Origin of the sequence: Oceanispirochaeta crateris, from assembly GCF_008329965.1 — a bacterium.
Lineage (GTDB): Bacteria > Spirochaetota > Spirochaetia > DSM-2461 > DSM-2461 > Oceanispirochaeta > Oceanispirochaeta crateris.
On record NZ_CP036150.1, the window covers coordinates 3,490,301 to 3,511,714 of the forward strand.

At 46.4% G+C, this 21,414-nt stretch carries 19 protein-coding genes; 13 read left to right on the forward strand and 6 right to left on the reverse strand.

The annotated features are described in order from the left end of the window. Nucleotides 1-139 precede the first annotated feature (139 nt). Nucleotides 140-2,296: a heavy metal translocating P-type ATPase gene (locus EXM22_RS15860; protein ID WP_149487454.1), complete on the forward strand. Its 2,157-nt coding sequence runs from the start codon at nt 140-142 to the stop codon at nt 2,294-2,296. Here the strand turns inward: EXM22_RS15860 and EXM22_RS15865 are convergent. Together EXM22_RS15865 and EXM22_RS15870 are read right to left on the reverse strand one after the other, a co-directional pair. After that, nucleotides 2,235-3,626: an MATE family efflux transporter gene (locus EXM22_RS15865; RefSeq protein WP_168203565.1), complete on the reverse strand. Its 1,392-nt coding sequence runs from the start codon at nt 3,624-3,626 to the stop codon at nt 2,235-2,237. The genes EXM22_RS15860 and EXM22_RS15865 overlap by 62 nt on opposite strands. Before the next feature lie 71 nt (nt 3,627-3,697). After that, nucleotides 3,698-4,555: a helix-turn-helix domain-containing protein gene (locus EXM22_RS15870; RefSeq protein ID WP_149487456.1), complete on the reverse strand. Its 858-nt coding sequence runs from the start codon at nt 4,553-4,555 to the stop codon at nt 3,698-3,700. A gap of 101 nt (nt 4,556-4,656) precedes the next feature. Here EXM22_RS15870 and EXM22_RS15875 point away from each other — a divergent pair, with 101 nt between their 5' ends. Both EXM22_RS15875 and EXM22_RS15880 read left to right on the forward strand, forming a co-directional pair. Further along, nucleotides 4,657-5,925: an L-rhamnose isomerase gene (locus tag EXM22_RS15875; protein ID WP_149487457.1), complete on the forward strand. Its 1,269-nt coding sequence runs from the start codon at nt 4,657-4,659 to the stop codon at nt 5,923-5,925. Then, entirely contained in the window at nt 5,922-7,043 is a 1,122-nt protein-coding gene (locus EXM22_RS15880) for a class II aldolase/adducin family protein (RefSeq protein ID WP_149487458.1), read from the forward strand. The genes EXM22_RS15875 and EXM22_RS15880 overlap by 4 nt, the downstream gene beginning before the upstream one ends. Nucleotides 7,044-7,077: 34 nt before the next feature. On the opposite strand, the gene EXM22_RS15885 is transcribed toward EXM22_RS15880, so the two are convergent. Together EXM22_RS15885 and EXM22_RS15890 are read right to left on the reverse strand one after the other, a co-directional pair. Continuing rightward, nucleotides 7,078-7,425, reverse strand: a complete 348-nt coding sequence (locus EXM22_RS15885) for a cytoplasmic protein (protein WP_149487459.1) — start codon at nt 7,423-7,425, stop codon at nt 7,078-7,080. 86 nt (nt 7,426-7,511) lie between these two features. Continuing rightward, nucleotides 7,512-8,516, reverse strand: a complete 1,005-nt coding sequence (locus tag EXM22_RS15890; protein WP_149487460.1) for a 2-hydroxyacid dehydrogenase — start codon at nt 8,514-8,516, stop codon at nt 7,512-7,514. A 203-nt stretch (nt 8,517-8,719) separates the two neighbouring features. On the opposite strand from EXM22_RS15890, the gene EXM22_RS15895 reads away from it, so the two are divergent. Both EXM22_RS15895 and EXM22_RS15900 read left to right on the forward strand, forming a co-directional pair. Continuing rightward, complete coding sequence (locus EXM22_RS15895) at nt 8,720-9,208, forward strand: ferritin family protein (protein ID WP_149487461.1); 489 nt, start codon at nt 8,720-8,722, stop codon at nt 9,206-9,208. Nucleotides 9,209-9,452: 244 nt separating this feature from the next. Continuing rightward, nucleotides 9,453-9,782 carry a hypothetical protein gene (locus tag EXM22_RS15900; protein WP_149487462.1) on the forward strand — a complete coding sequence of 110 codons (330 nt, stop codon included), beginning with the start codon at nt 9,453-9,455 and terminating at the stop codon, nt 9,780-9,782. A 3-nt stretch (nt 9,783-9,785) separates the two neighbouring features. Here EXM22_RS15900 and EXM22_RS15905 read toward each other — a convergent pair whose 3' ends face one another. Beyond that, nucleotides 9,786-11,186, reverse strand: a complete 1,401-nt coding sequence (locus EXM22_RS15905) for a putative bifunctional diguanylate cyclase/phosphodiesterase (protein ID WP_210411507.1) — start codon at nt 11,184-11,186, stop codon at nt 9,786-9,788. A gap of 285 nt (nt 11,187-11,471) precedes the next feature. On the opposite strand from EXM22_RS15905, the gene EXM22_RS15910 reads away from it, so the two are divergent. The 7 genes from EXM22_RS15910 to EXM22_RS15940 all read left to right on the forward strand — a co-directional run bounded on the left by EXM22_RS15910 (nt 11,472) and on the right by EXM22_RS15940 (nt 17,629). Then, entirely contained in the window at nt 11,472-13,067 is a 1,596-nt protein-coding gene (locus EXM22_RS15910; protein ID WP_149487464.1) for a thiamine pyrophosphate-dependent enzyme, read from the forward strand. Nucleotides 13,068-13,072: 5 nt separating this feature from the next. Then, nucleotides 13,073-13,642, forward strand: a complete 570-nt coding sequence (locus tag EXM22_RS15915) for an indolepyruvate oxidoreductase subunit beta (RefSeq protein ID WP_149487465.1) — start codon at nt 13,073-13,075, stop codon at nt 13,640-13,642. Then, nucleotides 13,639-14,952 carry a phenylacetate--CoA ligase family protein gene (locus EXM22_RS15920; RefSeq protein WP_149487466.1) on the forward strand — a complete coding sequence of 438 codons (1,314 nt, stop codon included), beginning with the start codon at nt 13,639-13,641 and terminating at the stop codon, nt 14,950-14,952. Before EXM22_RS15915 ends, EXM22_RS15920 begins: the two co-directional genes overlap by 4 nt. Before the next feature lie 38 nt (nt 14,953-14,990). Further along, nucleotides 14,991-16,292: a phenylacetate--CoA ligase family protein gene (locus EXM22_RS15925; RefSeq protein ID WP_149487467.1), complete on the forward strand. Its 1,302-nt coding sequence runs from the start codon at nt 14,991-14,993 to the stop codon at nt 16,290-16,292. 124 nt (nt 16,293-16,416) lie between these two features. Then, entirely contained in the window at nt 16,417-16,833 is a 417-nt protein-coding gene (locus EXM22_RS15930; protein ID WP_149487468.1) for an ACT domain-containing protein, read from the forward strand. Then, nucleotides 16,830-17,282 (forward strand): acyl-CoA thioesterase, encoded by a 453-nt coding sequence (locus EXM22_RS15935; protein WP_149487469.1) that lies wholly within the window; start codon nt 16,830-16,832, stop codon nt 17,280-17,282. Before EXM22_RS15930 ends, EXM22_RS15935 begins: the two co-directional genes overlap by 4 nt. A 29-nt stretch (nt 17,283-17,311) precedes the next feature. Next, nucleotides 17,312-17,629 (forward strand): DUF6951 family protein, encoded by a 318-nt coding sequence (locus EXM22_RS15940; RefSeq protein ID WP_149487470.1) that lies wholly within the window; start codon nt 17,312-17,314, stop codon nt 17,627-17,629. A gap of 12 nt (nt 17,630-17,641) precedes the next feature. On the opposite strand, the gene EXM22_RS15945 is transcribed toward EXM22_RS15940, so the two are convergent. Beyond that, nucleotides 17,642-18,337 (reverse strand): early set domain-containing protein, encoded by a 696-nt coding sequence (locus tag EXM22_RS15945; RefSeq protein WP_168203566.1) that lies wholly within the window; start codon nt 18,335-18,337, stop codon nt 17,642-17,644. Between the two features lie 109 nt (nt 18,338-18,446). Between EXM22_RS15945 and flcA the strand changes: the two genes are divergently transcribed. Further along, nucleotides 18,447-21,404, forward strand: coding sequence for a periplasmic flagellar collar protein FlcA (flcA, locus tag EXM22_RS15950; RefSeq protein WP_149487472.1), 2,958 nt, complete (start codon nt 18,447-18,449; stop codon nt 21,402-21,404). Nucleotides 21,405-21,414 lie beyond the last annotated feature (10 nt).

The window sequence follows — 21,414 nt, forward strand, 5'->3', positions numbered from 1 at the left end:
TGAATTTCTGTTTAAAATCATAATATCAGAGCAAAAGAATTACCAATTTAAAGGGAAGAAGATTGACAGGTAAAAATGTTTATTCTAATATGAACATATAAGCATACGCAGATATGTATTGTTTTTTTGTGAGGTAAATATGTCTGTAAAGATTGAATATACTTTGTCCGGTCTCTGCTGTTCACAATGTGCTGCGGTTATTGAGAGAAAAGTAAAAGAACTGGACTGGGTGAAGAATGCCCGGGTGAATATGGCATCTCAGATTTTATACCTGGATAGCTCAGCTTCCATAGGTGAACGACAGCTTGAATTACAGTCTTTGGTGGACTCTATTGAGGATGGGATTATACTTGAAGAACGCGGAGGTTCTGATTCAAAATCGACCGATTTGAAGCCGGGTTCCGCTCTAAAGAAGAAGATCCCCGAGCTATTGGGAGCGGCCTTATTTTTTGTTTTGACCTTTCTCAGAGGGAATGAGACCTTGCCCCTTGTCTACAGAATCGTCCTGTATAGTACTTCTTATCTTTTGATTGGTCATAGTGTTTTACTAAGCGGTCTGAAAAATATGAAGAGAGGCCGATTTCTGGACGAAAATTTTCTCATGATTTTGGCTACATCCGGGGCCTTTGCCCTTGGCGAGTTTCCGGAGGCTGTGGCTGTTATGCTTTTTTACCAGATTGGTGAATTCTTTCAAGATATGGCTGTGGACAAATCCCGAAGGTCCATTCGGAATCTGATGGATTCCAAACCGGGTATGGTTTCGGTCCTTCGTGGAACAGAGTTGGTTGAGACTCCGCCGGATCAGGTGGAGCCGGGGACACTTTACCGCCTGAGGGCTGGAGACCGAATCCCTTTAGATGGTGTTGTTATGAAGGGGACGGGGTCTGTCGATACCTCTGCTCTTACAGGGGAATCCTATCCCCGGCGAGTCCATGAAGGAAGAACAGTTCTCAGCGGTTATGTGAATAAAGACAGCCTTTTGGAGATTCGTTCCACTAAGAGTCTCTCTGAGTCTTCCTATGCCAGAATTATTGCCATGGTCGAAGAGTCCAGCAGCCGCAAGGCACAGTCGGAGCAGTTCATCACACGGTTTGCCCGATTCTATACTCCTATTGTTGTTGGAATGGCCGTTCTTCTAGCGTTCATTCCTCCTCTTGTTCTAGAGGGCGCCTCTTTTGGGGATTGGCTCTACAGAGCTCTTGTATTCCTGGTTGTTTCCTGTCCCTGTGCCTTGGTTATCTCCATACCGCTGGGATTCTTTGCCGGAATCGGACGGGCTTCCAAGGAAGGTATCCTTGTGAAAGGGGGGAATTATCTGGAGGCATTGAACAGAATCGATACGGTCTTCTTAGACAAGACGGGTACGCTGACAAAAGGTGTCTTTTCCTTGACGTCCATCCTACCTGCTCCGGGTATCAAAGAAGCCGAACTTTTTAGACTGGCGTCATTGGCTGAGTCTGCTTCTCATCATCCCATCGCTATTTCCATTCAAAATGCCTGGACGGAACAGGGCGGGGCGAACTTGGCTCCCGATTCAGTAGAAGAAATTGCGGGTCATGGGCTCAAGGCCCGCTACCAGGGGCAGACTATCCTTGTGGGGAAGAGAGACTGGCTGTTGAGCCAGGGCATTGAGGTTGAGGGTCTTTCTTCCTCGGAAGGAACTACTGTTTATGTTGCAATGAATGGGGTTTATCAGGGAGCTCTCAATCTTTCTGATTCTATACGCCCGGATGCTGAGAAGATGGTGAAGGAGCTTCGGAAAATTGGGATCAAATCTATCATAATGCTCACAGGAGACGCAAATCCTACAGCTGAATTCGTGTCCAACACTTTGGGTCTGGATGGTTATGAGTCTGGTTTATTGCCCCATCAAAAGGTTGAGGCCGTAGAAAGAGCCATTGCCGCTGGACAGCAAACCGCTTTTTTGGGTGACGGAATAAATGACGCTCCCGTATTGGCGAGAGCCGGTGTCGGGATTGCTATGGGGGCTCTTGGATCAGATGCGGCCATTGAAGCCGCAGATGTTGTTCTCATGGCTGATGAGCCCTTTCGTCTGGTGAACGCCCTCAGAATTGCCCGAAAAACGAGGCAGATCGTTTTACAGAACATCATCATGGCCCTGGGGATAAAGGCAGTAATCCTCATACTGGCGGCCATGGGATATGCCGGTATGGGCTTAGCTATTTTTGGAGATGTGGGAGTGGCTCTCTTGGCAATCCTCAATGTTCTGAGGATTATGTCAGGTCGTGAACCCACTTCCCGGAAAGAACCCGATACAAGCCTATCATATACTTGATCACTTCTTCACTCAGGCATAGAAGGTATACCAGGGGAGGGGGCAGGTTTAGCACCAGCCCTGCAAACGCGGCAAGGGGTATGCTTACCAGCCAGAGTGGTATGAGTTCCAGTGCGGCGCAGAAGTGAGTATCTCCACCGCTCCTGAGAATACCCACTATGATATGCATGTTGGATACTTTTACAAATATGACGACCGTGAAGATCCGGAGCATCTGTACAATCAGGGTGCTGACGTAGGGAGATATGTTGAAGAATCCAGGAACAAAGGGCGCCAGGACAAAAATTATGATCCCCACGAAGGCTGCTAAAAGTGGTGCTACCATGAGGATGGTCTTTGCACTACGGCGCGCCTCGTCTTCGCGGCCTTCTCCAATTATGTTCCCCAAAACGATGGCCGTTGCATTTCCGGTTCCCACAAAAAGGACAATGGTCAGTCTGGAGAAGGTGTCCATGATGTTATATGCCGCCAGAACATCGGTTCCCATCCTGGCATAGACCAGAGTGAACATGGTCATCCCAAAGGACCATCCTACTTCATTCAGGATAACCGGGCTCACCCTGTGTATAAAACGCTTGAAGAACAAACGGTTTTGACAGGCCAGCTGCCTGATCGACCCGGCGATAGGATATTTCTGAATGTAGATGATGAGAAGTAGAGAGATGACTTCGAGGATTCTGGCTCCCGATGTTGCCATGGCTGCTCCGGCAATCCCCAGGCGGGGCAGTCCGAATCTACCAAAAATCAAGGCATAATTAAAGAAGGCGTTGAGGCTCAGGGCTGTTACTGACAGAAACAGAGGCAGTTTGACGACTCCGGTACTCCGCAGAACCCCCTGAAAGATGATGGTGCCCGCCGTAAAGAGATAACTGGCAGAGGCAATCCTCAAGTAGGGTATCCCCGCTTCGATGACCCGTTGGTCCTTGGTGTATATCCTCAGGATCTGAGCCGGAAAAATCTGAGCGGCCAATGTGAATATAGCCGCACCGCTCAGGCCCAATACCAAGGCCATTCCCAGAGACCTATGAATTCCCGGAAGATCCTTTTTTCCCCAGAATTGGGCAGTAAAGACAGAAGACCCGCTGGAAACTCCAAAAAGGAAGAGAAGCAACAGGAAAAATATCTGATTGCAGAGAGCCACTGCAGCGATGGAGGTTTCCCCCAGCTGACCTATCATCAGGGTATCCACAAGGTTCAGGAGGGTTTGAATCAGGGTTTGAGCTGCAATGGGAAGTGCCAGGATTAGTAATTTCCTGAAGCTTTCTCCATCTTGTTTTAATCGTGAGAGGATGCCTGAAGTATAGGGTTCTGTTAGTATCTGTTCGTTCATGTTGAGCCATAATACTCTTGCCCTGTTGAATAGTCCACAAACCGAGAGCCTCTTTTTGTAGACTCCAGACATTAGTCTGATTTTCGGAATCTAGAAGGGGCCATTTCCATGACCTTTTTAAACTGTCGGGTAAAGTAATTGCTGTCGTCAAATCCGCTTCTGTAAGCCACTTCAGTAATATTCAAGTCGGTTTGTTTTAGGAGGGTGCAGGCCCGTCTAATCCTTTGCCTGAGGTGATATTCCAGGGGAGGAAGGCCTGTCACCCGCTTGAAATGTCTGTTCAGAGAACTAATGGACATGCCCGTTTCTGCCTTCAGGGTTTCCAGGGAGATCTTCTCTGTGAGATGGTGCTCCAGATAACTCAAGCCTCTGGCAATCCTGAGAAGTTCCAGGTTCTGAACACTCTCGGAGCTGTCGTAACAGCGGCTCAGGAATCCTATGAGTTCCATGAACAGCAGGGCTCCCATATATCTGTAACCCTTCTGTCTGCCCTTGTATTCCAGTTCAATTCTGTCAATGAGGCTGCTTACCCTGATCAGGTCGTCACTCTTCAATTTGAGTCGGCTGGCAAAGTTATGCACCTGCCTGTATCGGGGCTCCAGATGAAACAGCGCCTGGTATCCGGGTATATAGCTGATGTCCATAAAGGGCAGCGGCAGCTGGTCCATGCGGAACAGAAGGTTCACCAGGCAGAGGTCTTGTATCTCTTTATACCCGTGACTGGTGGCTCCCTGAATGACAAATACATCTCCAGCATTGACTCGGTATTCATGGTCTTTTGTGAAATGCACGCCTGTCCCGCTGAGGACAATGACCAGTTCGGAAAAATCGTGGTTATGAAGAGGGTAGGGAATCTGGGGACTCCGGCGAATGAGTTTGATAGGTTCTTCATCGGAATCAAAGAAATCAGGGCGGTTCAATTGAAACATTCTTGCCTCCAGAAGCCTGACAATATTGTGCTAATAATTGATCGGATCGTCAAGGTTTTTCTCCCGGGAGCCCCTTATTATGACTAAAATGGAGGGTTTATATGAAAGAAAACACACAGAAAATGTATGATCTGGCCAAGGCAATGTATGCCGAGCTTGGCATTGATACAGATAAAGCCATGGAATCTCTGAAAAAGGTCTCATTGTCTTTGCACTGCTGGCAGACTGATGATGTGGGTGGTTTTGAGACTCCCGATGCAGAACTCTCGGGCGGAGGAATTCAGGTCACAGGAAACTATCCTGGAAAATCGGGCAGTATTGATGAGATGAGAACCGATCTGGACAAGGCCTTTTCTCTTATTCCCGGAAAACACAGGCTCAATCTACATTCTATTTATGGTGAGTTTGGAGGCCGTAAAGTCGAGCGGGACGAAATTGGTCCCGAGCATTTTCAAGGATGGACGGCCTGGGCTAAAGAACGTCAAATCGGTCTTGACTACAATGGTTCTTTCTTTTCGCACCCCATGGCCGAAAGCGGATACACTCTCTCCAGCAAGGATAAGAAGGTCAGGGATTTCTGGATTAGACATGGAAAGAAAAGCCGGGAAGTCGCCGCTTATTTCGGAAGAGAACTGGGAACCCCCTCTATCCTCAACACATGGATTCCTGATGGATCTAAAGATCTTCCAGTCGATCGAGCCGGTTACCGTGAGATCCTTAAAAACTCTCTGGATGAAGTCTTTTCCAAAGACATCCCCGCTTCAGAGATGAAAGATGCCGTAGAAACTAAACTTTTTGGAATCGGCAGCGAAGCTTATGTGGTCGGCTCTCATGAATTTTATATGGGTTATGCCATGAGCCGGAAGAAGATGATCTGTCTGGACTTGGGACACTTTCATCCAACAGAGCTCATTGCCGATAAGCTTTCCTCTATTTATCAGTTTTTTGATGAAATGCTCCTTCACGTGAGCCGTCCTGTGAGGTGGGACAGTGATCATGTGGTCATTCTCAATGATGACATTCGATACCTTACCGAAGAGCTTGTCCGCTGCGGCCGCATCGCCGACACACACATTGGCCTAGATTTTTTTGATGGGACAATGAACCGCATCGGAGCCTATGCAATAGGTTCCAGGTCCACTCTGAAAGGCCTTCTTCTGGGATATTTGGAGCCCACGGCAACCCTTAAAAAATACGATCTAGAGGGCAATGCCTTCGCTCGCCTGGCATTGATGGAACAGTTGAAAACCATGCCTGCCGGAGCGGTGTGGGATTACTACTGTGAACAGATGAATGTCCCCACTGAATCCGAACTCATTGCCAATGTGATGGATTATGAGAAAAGCGTCCTTACAGGGAGATCCAGATGAGTGTAGCAGAACTGATTGAAGTGACCCGCAGGTACGGTGGTAATCCGGATTATGTCCTGGCGGGAGGAGGGAATACCTCTTTGAAGAAAGATGGTGTCATGTATGTGAAAGCCTCTGGCACAACCATGGGTGAGATTGACGAATCGGGGTTTGTGAAGATGGATCAAAAAGCCCTTGATGCTCTGTGGACTGTTGAGTATCCAGAAGACAAGGATGAACGGGAAGAACGGGCTCTGGAAGATCTTATGAAAGCCCGTCTGGAGGGAGAAACATCCCGCCCATCGGTGGAAACGCTGCTGCATTGTTTTATCCCTTTTAAGTTTGTTGTCCACACCCATCCTGCCCTCGTGAACGGTATGACCTGCTCTAAGGGAGGACAAGGATGGGCGGAAAAAGAGCTGGGCGACAGAGTCCTCTGGATTCCCGTTGTCAATCCCGGGTATATCCTGGCTAAATATGTGAAAGACCGGGTTGATGAGCGTCTGGCCTCAGGTCAGGGATTTCCAGACTTTATTATGCTTCAGAATCATGGAGTATTCACCGGGGGAAATTCAATTGAAGAGGTTGACCTGAAATATCAGTACCTCATGGGTAAGTTGGAAGAGTCCATTCGTATTACTCCCAATATGGCCGAAGAACCGGTAGATCTGGCTGTCGCCGCTGTTTTGAAAAAAGCAGTTCAGAAGGCCTATGGACCAGAGGCAGGTTTTGAATTTAAAAATATCAGACAGTGCAAGGAGTGGCTCCAGTCAAAAGAAGCTGCTTCTCCTGTTTTTTCGGCCTTGACTCCGGATCATATTGTGTACATGGGACACAAACCTCTTTGGATACCCGAAGGGGGAGAGGCAGAACTTGAACAATCATTGGTGGAAGGTGTCAGTGCTTATGAAGGGGAGTTTGGGAAGAAACCAAAAACCATTCTGGTTCAGAACCGGGGCATACTTTCCTGCGGGGTGAATGCTAAGGAAGCGTTTTTGTCGGGAATCCTGTTCCGGGATGCCGTCAAGGTGGCAGTTCTCAGCGAGAATTTTGGTGGTGTTCAGTTTATGCCCCAGGATAAGATTGATTTTATAAATACCTGGGAAGTAGAAAAGTACCGGGCGAAGAAGAGCATCTGACCCATTGGTCCGGGCTGGCCCGGGCCAATGCTTCTTAGAGGGTAATCACCTCATAACCCTTGCTGATCCAGGGTTCCATGGGGGGATGCCCTGCCATATCGGATAAGAGAGGCAGGCCCTGGGCTTCTGCTTCTTCCAGTGTTCCCATCTGATGACAGCAGGCCCGGCAGACTCCGGCCAGTAGACCTTTGCTTATGATCTTTGAATACAGCTTGTGTTGGGGATGAGAAGGTTCATTTAAAGCTCCTATGAGTGAACAGGCACTCCCTTCAATAATCAGACCGGTTTCATATCCTTTTTCATCCATATTGAGGACATTCAACATGGCATGGGCAAAGCAGACCGGTTCTCCCTGGAAAGCAAAAATGATGACTTTTTTCATAAAGACTCCTGATGTTGGATACGCTTAGGAGTATTCTCCACTGGGATTAGATGAAATTCAAGAGTTCTTTTGCACCATGAGAACTTTTAGGATTTTCTAATCACACCACTCACCATATTTTCACAACTTCCAGTTTTTTCAATTTCATTCAAGTTGGTGTAGGTTGTGTCTCGTATATTATCAATAGCTTCTTTGGTGAAGAAAGCCTGATGGCTTGTGATCAGAACATTGGGGAAGGTTTGAAGCCGTACAAAGGTATCATCCTGGATTACCTGGTCTGATAAATCTTCGAAAAAGAGATCTCCCTCCTCTTCGTACACATCCAGACCGACGTATCCGACTATGCCTGATTTAAGACCGTTGATCACCGCATTAGAATTGATCAGGGGACCTCGGCTTGTATTGATGAGCATAACGCCTTTTTTCATGGCTTTAATGGCATAGTCATTGATGAGATGGTAGGTCTCATGGGTGAGGGGGCAGTGGAGGGTTATAATATCACTTTCCCGGTAGAGGGTTTCTAGATCGACATATTCCGCTCCCTTGGCTTTGGCCGAATCACTGGGAAACTTATCATAGGCAAGTATGCGGACTCCAAAACCCGAAATGACATCCATAAACACCTGACCAATCTTTCCGGTGCCTATAATACCCACCGTTTTACCATGGAGATCAAAGCCTAGTAGACCGTCCAGAGAGAAATTTCCTTCCCGCACACGAGAATGAGCCCTGTGGAATTTTCTATTCAGTGTCAGAATCAAACCCATCGCATATTCGGCAACGGCATAAGGAGAGTAGGCTGGAACTCTGCAAACCTTAATTCCTTTCTCCTGAGCTCTATTCAGGTCTATATTGTTGAAACCCGCACAGCGGAGAGCTATCGTTTTGACTCCTCCTTCGGCCAGAACGTCAATGACTCTGGCATTGACCGTATCATTGACAAATACACAGACACTGTCAAAACCGGCAGCAAGAGGAGCTGTTTCCTCGTCCAGTCGGGCTTCAAAGAAAGTTAGGTTAATAGGGTCAGGTTTTTTCTCAGAGAATGCATCTCTAACCCATTTTTTGGTACTGAATACAGCCAGCTTCATAAGAAGGCCTCCTGGATTTTAATCACTAGTTGATAAGTAATAATTTATTTAATTCTAGGGGAGAAGTCAATCTTTTGCGTAGACTTCCCTAATAACATGGTATTTCAAAGTTTAGCATATTTCCTTGCAGAATTGTAAAACCAAAACTTATACTTGAATCATAAGAACAGCCTGTTTTTCAATATATTTTTAAAGGAGTTACTATGGACATATTTGAGTTTTCTATTCAGATGGAACATGACGCAGAAGAATTGTATAGAACCCTGGCATCCAAGACGCAACAGCCCGGGATCAAAAAAATCTTTACAATGCTGGCCGATGATGAAGTGAAGCATGCGAAGGCCGTTGAAGTCCTTCAGAAAAAGCAGGATCCCTCTGCAGAGAAAGGGTCAATGGAAGAGGTTCAAACTATCTTTGCATCCATAAAGAATGAGGTTGTAGATGATATTTTATCCAAAGATCTTCTCTCTGAGCTCAGGCGGGCACGGGATATAGAAAAGAAAGGAAAAGAGTTTTATCAAGAACAGTTTTCAAAATTGGATACAGAAGCGGGACGTAAACTTTTTAAAAGTCTTTCACGTCAGGAAGAGTATCACTATATGACTGTAGATAACCTGATTGATTTAGTCGAAAGGCCACAGTGGTGGGTCGAAAACGCTGAATTTACTCCTATGGGTGATGACTACTATTGATATCTTTAGAACACAGAGATTCGGGCTGTCTTATACCAGAGACAGCCCATTTTATTTGAAGCGAGAGAGATGAAAAACGGCTTTTGAAGCCGTCTTAAGGAGCTTGGCCAAAGTGTTTTAGCCCTTTGAGTTCCCATTATATAAACTTATCATCGTTCATTTGATGGCTCATGTTTCGTTTCAGGAGTTTTCAATTCGGGATATAGATGCTAGTATGATTTTTAATATTGTTCTGGAGGAAATCATGCGAAAACTTGTCATAATTTACTTTATATTGATCAACCTGACAGGTTTTACCCTGGTATTACTGAAAGGATCCGATTTTTTGGCGGAAAGGGAAAACCCTGTCAGTATTGCCTCAGATATCAAGATGGTGGCTGTTTCCGCCTTTGGCGGGGGGCTTGGAAGTTACGGAGGTTATCTGGTTTCAGATCCTTCGGGTACTTTGAAGGACCCTGAGTATAAGATCGTTTTGCAACTCCTTATCCTTCAAAATCTTTTTGTCCTGCTGATTGCGCTGAAGGCCTTCAGAAAAAAACAAAAATCCTCTGGATATAATCGATCCTCTTTTTAAAATCTACTGCGAATTGTCTCCCATTCCTTCGTATTTCAAAGGTGTAAGAAAATGATTTTGAAATTCAATGGCATCTACGGGTGGGCTTGTAATATATCCCTGAATATATTGACAGCCCTCTGAAACAAGGCAGTCAAACTGATCTTGCTTTTCAATCCCTTCGGCCAGAGTTCTGAAATCAAAGGTTTTTGCAATACCAAGTATGGCACGCACAACTTCAAGTGAATTGCTGTTTCCCGGAAGATTATCAACAAACTCCTTGGGTATTTTTAGAGTGTGTATTGGAAGTTTATTCAAGGCGCTGAGGCTGGAATATCCTGTGCCAAAGTCATCCAGCATGACCTCCACTCCCATTTTTGATAGTTCCCTCAGCTTGAGAATCACATCTTCGGGGTTATCCATCACGGCGCTTTCGGTTACTTCCAGATGCAGAGCTTCCGGGGGAACTTTAATGACCTTGAGAGCTGTTTTGATCGTGTCCAAAAAATCATCCTGGTCTAATTGAACGGTCGATACATTGACTGAGACTTCGATATTCTTTTTAAATTCCTTTCTCCAAAATTTTATCTGTTTCAGAGCCGTATATAATACCCACTTTCCAAGATAATTGATGAGACCGCTCTCTTCTGCCAGAGGAATGAACCGGAGTGGAGGCACAGCCCCTCTGCCCGGGACATCCCAACGGAGGAGGGCTTCACAGGCTATGATTTCTTTGTTGTTGTTAACAATGGGCTGATAAGCTAGGTGAAATCCGTTAAAATCATTGAGGATCGATTGTCTGAGTGTCAATTCCAGTGTGTGGTTCTCATGATGTTTCAGGCCTCTTTCGGGGGAATATAGAAACCCGTTCCAACTTTTCTCTTCATGTATGCCAAGGGCAATCTCCGCATTATATTCCAATTCATCCAGAGTGCTGGCATGATCTGGAAAGAGGGCCACTCCGACATTGCAACCAAAACTGACATCAGAAGCCGGGGGGTTATGGGACTCTGAAACTTTCATGATCATCTCAGTGATTTTTTCTTCTACGTCTCTTTTATCTTTATAGTTGGGAATTAGAAACAGAAACTCATCGGATCGGTCTGATTGATAAAGGTTTTCTTCTCCCACAAGGGTTTTCAGGCGTTCTGAGGTAACAAAAAGTAAGACCTTCATCCTGTCCCGAGTGCGGCGTATCCTCTGATAATTTTTGTCCAGCCTGATGATTCCAAAGGCAAAATGAGGGGGAACTTTTCCATTTATAAGCGTATTCATTCTGCGAACCAGCATATGTCTCAGTAGGAGTCCTGTATCCGGGTCATGATTGAGTATAGCGTTTAGCTGTTTTGTTTGAATCCTTTCTTGTTGTAGCTCCCTTTGGAGCTTTTCAATTTGTTTTTTACAAGTTGATTGGTTATCAGCCATAATTTTTACCATCATTTGAGAATATCTTATGCTGAAAATGTCTTCAATTGCAGGACCTAGTCAAAATGGAAAAATGATGTGCATAAAGATATATAGGGATGCTTATTTTTCAATACCAATGATGTTCGCTTTATGGTATAAATAAAGCCAAATAAGTTCTTAGTATTCACAATTGGGGAAGTTCTGCCTGCGGAATTCCCTTATCCGGCTTTATGTCCTGAGAGTATATAGCCTTCATTAAAAAAATCACCAAGGCTTGAAAGTCTTGTAATTCAAGGAGTATTTATGTCTGAAACTGTTGTTCTGGGTGATGAAGCCGTCGCCCTGGGAGCCCTTCATGGGGGCGTCTCTTCATGCTACGGATACCCGGGCACACCATCAACCGAAATCATGGAATATCTAATAGAGAACAGCCAAAACGGCCCCTTGGCCAGTTGGTCCAGCAATGAAAAAACAGCTATGGAGGAGGCTCTTGGAACCTCTTTTGCCGGAAAACGAGCCATTGTTACCATGAAACACGTGGGGCTTAATGTTGCAGCAGATGCCTTTATGAACGGCGCCCTTTTGGACATCCGAGGAGGTCTTGTCATCGTTGTGGCAGATGATCCGGGGATGCACTCATCACAGAATGAACAGGACACACGCTATTATGCCGACTTTGCCCGGGTTCCTCTTTTGGAACCTGTAAATCAGCAGCAAGCCTATGAAATGACCAGAGAGGGGTTTGATCTTTCAGAAAGAATGGGCGTTCCCGTCCTTCTGCGGCTGGTTACAAGGCTTTCTCATTCCAGAGCAGCCATACAGACTCAGCCTCCCAGAGCGGAAAATGCCCTGAACAAGGCCGATAATAAACAGGACTGGATGCTTCTGCCTGCTAATGCCCGCCGCCGGTGGAGCAGTCTACTGGGGCGGCAGAAAGATATGATTGCCTACAGTGAAAAATCTCCTGTCAATTCTCTTGAACTCAATGAATCCAACCGGGAGAGGGCTGTTATCACTACCGGTCTTGGCTATAACTATTTTATGGAAAATAAGGGAGAGTTAACGGATCAACCATCCCACCTGCACATCGGTGTTTACCCTGTACCCGAGGAGAAAATCAGAACATTGGCGGCTCATGTCAAAAAGCTGGTAATTCTTGAAGAGGGATATCCCTATGTGGAACGTCTCATCGCGGGGCTTCTGCCCAGAGAGCTTAAAATCATTGGGAAGCTGGATAATATTGTCCCTCTTCAGGGCGAGTTGACTCCCGATAATGTCCGTCCCGCCCTGGGATTACCCGAAAGAAACGCTGCCGTGGCAAGCTCAATGACCCTCCCTGGAAGACCCCCTCAGCTCTGTGCTGGCTGCCCCCATGATGATACCTACAAGGTCATCAAGGAAGTTCAGGAAGAGCTTGAAGAAAGCACTGTCACATCCGATATCGGCTGTTATGCCCTGGGGGCTCTGCCTCCTCTGGGTGTTCCCGAAACCATCATCTGTATGGGAGCCTCTATTACGGCTGCTAAGGGATGTGCCGAAGCGGGACTTAAAAATGTCATGGCTGTCATCGGAGACAGTACCTTTCTCCATTCGGGGATGACCGGGTTGGTGGACTGCGTGTCTTCCGGCTCAGATGTGACGATCATCATTGTGGACAACGAAACCACTGCCATGACGGGAGGCCAAACAACTATTTTGCCTTCCAGCCGTCTGGAACAGGTGGTCAAAGGCATTATGGGGGATGGGGAACATATCCTGACGATCCCGGCTCATAGAAAATCACATGAAGAAAACAAGGAAAAGCTCCGGAAGGAACTGGCCTATAGCGGTGTTTCTGTGATCATTGCCGTTAGAGAATGCATTGAAACCGCTCGTAAAGCAAATAAGAAGAGGAGCTAAACATCATGAAATACGACATCATTCTTGCCGGAGTAGGAGGGCAGGGCGTTCTGTCTCTAGCCTCAGTTATTGCTACTGCAGCCGCAGAAGCCGGTTTTAAGGTTCGCCAGTCCGAAGTCCATGGTATGGCCCAGCGGGGCGGAGCCGTTATGGCGCATATGCGTCTATCCGATGGAGAGATTTATTCTGACCTTATCGGTTTGGGAACCGCCGACATGGTCATCAGTATGGAACCTCTGGAGAGTCTTCGCTATCTGCCCTGGTTGTCTCCCGAAGGTATTCTGGTGACATCCACCACTCCTGTTAAAAATATTGACAATTATCCCGAGGAGACCCAGGTCCTGGAAGCCCTGAAAAAGCTTCCCTCTGTGTGTTTAGTCGATGATAAGGCTCTGGCCAGGGATGCCGGTTCTGCCAGAGCGGGTAATATGGTCATCGTTGGAGCGGCCTCTAAGAGTCTGCCCATTGATATGACCTATTTGAAGAAAGCGGTAGATAAACTCTTCGCCCGCAAGGGAGATGAGGTGGTGCAGACCAATTATAAGGCTCTGGACCTAGGGAGTCAGGTGTCATGATTCAAAATCTCTATGAGGACGAAGAGGTTGAACGCCTGGATAGAGATGCCTTGAAAGCTCTTCAGCTTTTGAGGCTTAAAAAGACGATTACGACGGCCTTGATCACCCCCTTTTATAAAGAACGCCTTATGGCTGTGGGCATTCAGTCTGCAGAGGATATTCGAACCCTTGAAGATATCAGAAAGATACCCTATACAACCAAAGACGATTTGAGGGAAGCCTATCCCTACGGTCTTCTGGCGGTTGACCGGGATGAGATTGTCAGGATGCATGCGTCCAGTGGGACAACTGGAACTCCCACGGTGATCTACCATACTCAGAAAGATCTGGATAACTGGACCAATATGACCGTCCGCTCTCTAAAAGCAACGGGTTGCCATAAGGGTGATGTCTTCCAGAATATGATGACTTACGGTTTGTTTACCGGCGGTATAGGACTTCACTATGGAGCGGAGAAACTGGGGATGCTCGTCATTCCTGCCTCCAGTGGAAACACAAGACGCCAGTTTCAGCTGATGAAAGATTTTCAAACTTCCACGATTCATGCTACTCCCAGTTACATGCTTCACCTGTATTCCAGAATGGAGGAAATGGGATACTCCCTCTCGGATTTCAATCTGAAGAGGGCTCTCATCGGGGCGGAGCCTCATTCTGAGGAGATCAGGCAGAAGATTGAAGAACTCTTCCATATTGATGCCTACAACTCCTATGGGTTATCCGAAATGAACGGCCCCAGTGTTGCCTTTGAATGTACAGAAAAAAAGGGCATGCATATTTGGGAGGATGCCTATCTTGTAGAAACCATAGACCGGAACAGCCTTGAGCCTGTGGAAGACGGTGTTGAAGGGGAACTTGTCCTGACCATCCTGATCAGGACAGGAACCCCCATCCTGAGGTATCGAACTAAGGACCTGACCACAGTCATTCCCGAAGCCTGTTCCTGCGGCAGAACTAGTCGGAGGATTACACGTATCAAGGGGCGAACCGATGATATGCTGATCATAAACGGCGTGAATGTCTTCCCCTCACAGATCGAGGAAGTTATCATGAAAATGCCTGAGATCGGAACCAACTATTTGATTAAGGTCAGTAAAAAAGGAACCCTGGATCAGCTGACCATTCAGACTGAGGTCGGTGGGGATATGTTTACAGATAATGCTCAGGATCTGCATGATTTGAGACGGCGCATTGTTGAAGAACTTCAGGCAACCATTACCATCAAGGCTCTTGTGGAGCTGCATGAACCCGGTTTTCTTCCGGTCCAGCAGGGTAAGGCAATCCGCGTTATTGATGAGAGAAACGTATATTAGATCATGGCTCACAGGCCGTTTATTAGAGGAGTAAAATTGTGATTTGGAATGAAAAAGCTGAATGTGACAACATTGATGACAGGAAGGTGCAACAGCTCTACAATCTTAAAAAACTGGTACGCCATGTGTATGAGTCTGTCCCCTTCTATACCAAAAAATTTGATGAACTTGGTGTCAAACCAGATGATATTCAGTCCTTAGCCGACATCGCGAAGCTTCCATTTACTACAAAAGACGATATGCGTGAGACCTACCCTTATGGACTTTTGGCTGTGAATGAAAAAGATATCGTCGAAATCCATACTTCTTCTGGTACTACGGGGACGCCCGTCCTGGGAGCCTATACGAAAGATGACCTGGCCATGTGGTCGGAAGTCATGGCCCGCTGTCTCTGTATGGCCGGCGGGACCCCCGATGATGTCGTTCAAAATGCCTACGGATATGGGATGTTCACCGGTGGTTTGGGAGTCCATTATGGATCTCATACTCTGGGGTGCAACACAATCCCTGCCGCTTCGGGTAATACGAAGAGGCAGCTCATGCTGATGAGAGATTTTAAATCTACCATACTGACCTGTACACCCTCTTACTCCCTGTATATGGCCGAAGCGGCCAAAGAGATGGGGATCGATTTCCGGGATCTTTCTCTCAAGTCCGGAATTTTCGGGGCCGAGCCCTGGAGTGATAATATGAGGAAAGAAATTGAGGAAAAGCTGAACCTTCAGGCATATGATATTTATGGATTAACCGAAATTGTCGGTCCTGGAGTATCCAATGAGTGCGAGGCACATGATGGTCTGCATATCAATGAAGATCATTTTTATCCTGAAATCATCAATCCTGAAACAGGGGAGGTCCTTCCCGAGGGAGAGAAGGGAGAGCTTGTTTTTACCACTATTACCCGTGAGGGAACCCCCATCATCAGGTATAGAACCAGAGATATTACCTGGCTCTGGCATGATCAATGCTCCTGTGGAAGAACGACTGTCAAAATGCACCGCCTTTTGGGCCGTACAGATGATATGCTTATCCTGCGGGGTGTCAATGTATTTCCCAGTCAGATCGAGAATGTCCTCATGCGGATTGAAGGGACTGAACCTCATTACCAGATTGTGGTGGATCGCGGAGAATCCCACTTGGATGAGGTTGAACTTCATGTAGAAGTGGAACCCGGTTTCTTCAGTGATGAAACGAAGTCTCTGGAAAAAATAAGAGCAAAAATTGCACAGGAAATAAAACAGGAACTGGGTATTGCCGTTATAATCAAGCTCGTGGAACCCAAATCTATCGCCCGGTCAGAAGGAAAGGCCAAAAGAGTCATCGATAAGAGAACCCTGTAGGATACAATCCTCCGTTTTTCACCCTCCTGGGAAAAGGGCTTTCTCGGTAGGGAAGGAGAATTTTTGGGGTTCATTAAGTAAATATCAGAGTTGTATTATTCACTCTGAAAATAGGAGTAAACATATGAAAGTTAAGCAAATTTCCGTATTCCTTGAAAACAAAAATGGTCGATTGGCCGAAGTAACTAGAATCCTTGCTGAAAAAAATATCAGCCTCAGGGCCATGACCATAGCAGATACTGCCGATTTCGGAATCCTTAGAATCATAGTCGAACAACCAGACAAGTGTTTAGAGCTGCTTAAAGAAAATAACTTTACAGCCCGTGTGACCGAGGTTATCGGTGTGCGCTTGGATGACAAGCCCGGGGCCCTCCATGATGTGATGCAGGTTTTTGAGGATAATGCAGTCAATATCGAGTACCTCTACTCTACCCTGATGCTCATGGATGACAAGGTCGTCATCATGTTCAAAGTGGATGACATTGATCATGGTCTGGATATCATTAAGAAAAATGGTATGGAGGCCATCACCGCGTTTTGAATACATATAATATGGTTAGATCGGAGCATCTCAATCACCACAATCACCTTTTTGGTGGACAGATGCTATTCTGGGTCGATGAGTCTGCCTGGTTGACAGCGGCCAGAGATTTTCCCGGGTATTGCCTGGTGACCAGAGGAATGGATCGGATCAGCTTTGAAAAAGCCGTAATCAATGGGTCCATCCTTCGTTTCCATGTTCTCCCTGCTCATCAGGGAACAAGCTCTGTGACCTACCAGGTGGATGTTCACGCCGATGCTCCCGGATCGGATGGAGAGGTCCTTGTCTTTTCCAATAAGGTGACCTTTGTCAGTATTGACTGCCATGGGAAAAAGGTTCCGCTTCCCAAGCGGGATAAATTGCGGTCTGTAGCAGAAGACTTCTCTCCATCTATCCCAGAGGCTTTAGGAACGCAACCGGCCAGTTGCCATGATGAGGATGAGAGTTGAAAGGGTAAAATCAAAAGGAGTCGGTTGGTATGATAAAAACTGAAATTTGTGCCGGTGTCTGCGGATTGAACACGACCCTCCGCGCCGAGAGCGGGGATGGACAGAATGTTATACTGGATATCCAGTCAGAATGCCCTGATATCAGAGCCATGGCAGATTCGTTCAAGAGCGTCGATGCCTTTACCGCCTGCTTCGGACCCATGATTGAGTCTCCTGTGTATATCTCGGCTTCCAGACATTGCTCTCATGCAGCCTGTCCCGTCCCATCGGGGATTATCAAGACTCTTGAAGCGGCTTGTCAGTTGGCACTTCCGGCTGATGTTGCTATTAAAATTGAAAAAGAGTAAAAAGCATCATCCTTATCCCGGTATGTATAGAATTGACACATCCTTACCGGTCAGGTCCTGGTTCTTTTGGAAATTCAGCGGATCGGGAACAGGTTCTCCATCAATAAGGAAATAGTAGGCGTAACGACCGGGTTTGATAGAAAGAACAGCGCTGTATAAGCCGGGTTCCTTTTCCCTGAGAGCCGTCATGTAGGGGTCCCAGCGGTTGAAGTCTCCGGCAAGATAGACCCTTTTTCCCGGACTTGTCTGAATATAAAACTCAACAGTTCCTTTCTCATCTCTTAATACCGGGCTGAGTTGCCTGACCCGTTGTTCTGGAGGAAATGTCAGTCGGGAGAGATGCAGGCCATTTCTGTCTCTGATGCTGTTGGGGTTTTCGGGGTCTTCAATCCAGATGCCATCAATGATAATCCGGTAATCAACGACCTCCTCGCTGGGAAGAGGGAGTATGAGAAAGTACACTCCATGTTCGTTTTTCTGGTAGCTATAGATTTGCTGATAGCTGTCTATGGAAAAGGCTGCCCCTACGAAACGCGCCTGTCTATTGGGTTTGCTGGTCAAAATGAGATGATCTCTCCAGACCTCTGGGGGGCCGGCTTCGGTCAGTCCAGTTATCTTGAGATGTAGGTTTATATCGTTGATCTCGAATGCTTGAAGAAGAGTGGAGGAGATCAAAAAGAATAAAAGTATAAGTTTGTTTTTCATCATGCCTTTCATATGCTATGATTTTCGGAGAAACTGATCATGGAGTTTAGAGGGGGCGAAAAAACTTTTGTCCTCAGACGATTCTGCCGAAATATGTTAATAAGAAGTACCTATGCCTACACGGGAAGATATAGACAGTTTTAAACAGCAAGTAAATCTCTGGGGAAACGAAGCGGAAGTGCTTGAATCTATGGGTGAAACCATAGAGGATGTGCAGCCCCCTGAACCCTCACTCGAGGAATCATTGAATCTGGGTGAGCTGGATCAGGATGATATCTCCATGGATGACTTTCTCAGTCAAGTTGGCCTTGATGAGTCACTAGAGGATGAAGGCAGTTCCGGTCTGGATGAATTAATGGATGATCCAGTTCCGACGGGTCAAGCCCCAGAGACAGATGATTTCTCACTTCCCGGAGATTTGAATGATTTCGGTGATTTGGGTTTTGATGAAGCTCCCTTGGAAGAGGATTCAGCTGAAGATTTCAGTTTGGATTCTCTAAATGAAATGATTGACGGCGATGAGCTTTCCGGTCTGGATGATCTTTCTCCGGGTGAGGAGCTTAGCGGTCTGGATGACCTTTCTTCAGGCGATGAACTACCCGGTCTGAATGACCTTTCCCTAGGCGATGAACTACCCGGTCTGGATGACCTTTCCCTAGGCGATGAGCTTCCCGGTCTGGAGGATCTTTCCCCGGCTGATGAGCTTCCGGGATTGGATGATCTAAGTGGTGGTGATGATGACCTGGAAGAACTGGATGAATTAGACGAAGACGATGACTTGGAAGAGCTGGATGACCTGGGCTCTGAAGATGAAGGCTTTGATTTGGATGCACCGGGTGAAGAATTTGATTTGACTTCTCCCGATGAAGATCTCCCAGAACTGAGCAGCTTTGATGACATGTCTCTGGACATGGATGATGAAAACGGTGAGGCTCAATTCTCACTTGGTGATTTTGGTGAAGAATTTAACTTTCAGGAAGGCATCAGTTTTGATGATGATCTGGATGCCTCCCTAGATAGTTTGGATACTTTAGACGACACATTCCTCATGGACGATTCGGATGATCTTGAAATAGAGGAGGAAAACCTCTTTGAAATATCCGAAGAAGATCTTGATTCCGTACAGGAGAGTCTGAGCCGACTTCCTCTTAACCTAAAAGTTTCCATACAGGATGCCCTTGCAGATGCTGATGATCTGACTGGTGTACGGTACAGGAAACTGGTTTCCATGCTCATTAAGGGCAGCGCACCACGTCTGATCAATACCGAATTCTATAATATTACAGGGAAAAAGATCGAGCTTCCCAAGGGGTATCAGAAGCTAACGGGCCGTGAATTTGAGGTCAGAAAATCGGGCTTTTTCTATCAGTTTGCCGAAAAGGGCTGGCCTTTCGTCCGGATGGTAGCCGTTATCCTTGTTATGTTGGGGTTAACGGTCTATCTCAGTTTTAATTTCCTTTATAGACCATTGCAGGCTCTTATTTATTACAATCAGGGAATTGACCTCATAGAACAAGACGAATATGACCAGGGAGTTTCTCTGTTTAACAAGGCATATTTTGGATGGAGTCTGGGGAAACTCACCATAGAAGGGTGGCCTTCTAAGTCCCGTTTTCTGGAATATGCCGATGCCTTCCTGGACAGAAGAGCCTATCCTGATGCGGCTCATATGTACGAAGGTCTTTTGGGAGAATACCCGGATTATATCAAGGGATATCATGAGTACGGACTGTTCCTCACGAATATTACAGGCAAGTATGCCAAAGCGGCAGAAATCCTCTCCTCTGGACTGGGGCGTGACTTGTACAACTATGATCTGATGCTGGCCCTGGGCGATAATTACATGCTCTGGTCTGAGGAAGATCCGGATAAACTGGAAGATGCACGGTTTCAGTATGCCACCGCCCTGTCCCGTTATGATGGAAATGATGAGATCATGCTCCGAATGCTCCGGTATTTTCTGAGAGTTCAAGACGATGGTAATATTTCTATTCTGAGTAATATCTATTCCAAAAAAGCTGGCATACGGGGTGATACGGCCTTTATTTCTCTGACTCTTTCAGATCTAGCCGGCTACTATATTGATAGAAATCAGGTGAGTGAAGCCAAAGATCTACTCTTCAAAGCAGAAGATATAGACACAACCGTTCCCGATGTCCACTATCAACTGGCCCGATATTTCAGGCGTACTTACAATATGGATCAGGAAAAGAAAGCCCTGCAGAAAGCCTTGTTCTACATGGATCAAACACAGCCCTTAAACCGTTCCAGAATATTTAAAAAAATAGGGATCTACCGCAGACGGGGTGAGATTGGCTATGAAGAAGGTTTGTATGATGAAGCCGAAGAAGAATTTGTTGCTGGTATCCGGCTGCTTGAAGATAGCCAGGTTCGGGGACTGATAGGCACGAATCCGGAGATCGGAGAATTATATGCTGATATGGGAAACCTTCACTATGAAATATATGATGATCTGAGCGGAGCGTTAAACTATTTTAACCTAGCCGAGAAGAATCAGTATCATACTGGCGATATTGCTTACCGGAAAGGATTCATCTATTACGATCAGCAGCAGTATAATCAGGCAGTTCTGGAATTCGAATCGGCTCTCAAAAATCTAAGTGATACAAGAAATGCACGCTTTGCTCTTGCCAATACACTTGTGTACAGACAGAATCTATTTGGTGCCAGAAATCAGTATATGGAAATATTGAGAGACCTCAAACAGGAAGAGAGTTCTCTTCCCTATCTGGCTCCAGAAGATATTCTGGAACATCGTTCTCTGGTGAATCATTTTATTCAGGTTTACAACAACCTGGCTTATGTAGACTATGCACTGTCAGAACGGGGATCTGATCCAGCGAAACAGAGCCAGGCTCTCTTGTCCTTGACCAGGGCCGCCGATTATGCGGACAGAATCGACCGGGATCCAGACACACAGGTCAGGACCCGTCCGGAAGACAGTCTTGTCTTCCAGAATACCATGGCCATGATCAAACCTCTTCCGGGTACGGATGTCTTCATGTTCGATGAGATACCGCGGACCCCGGATGAGCTTCTAAGTAAATAAACTAAAGGTG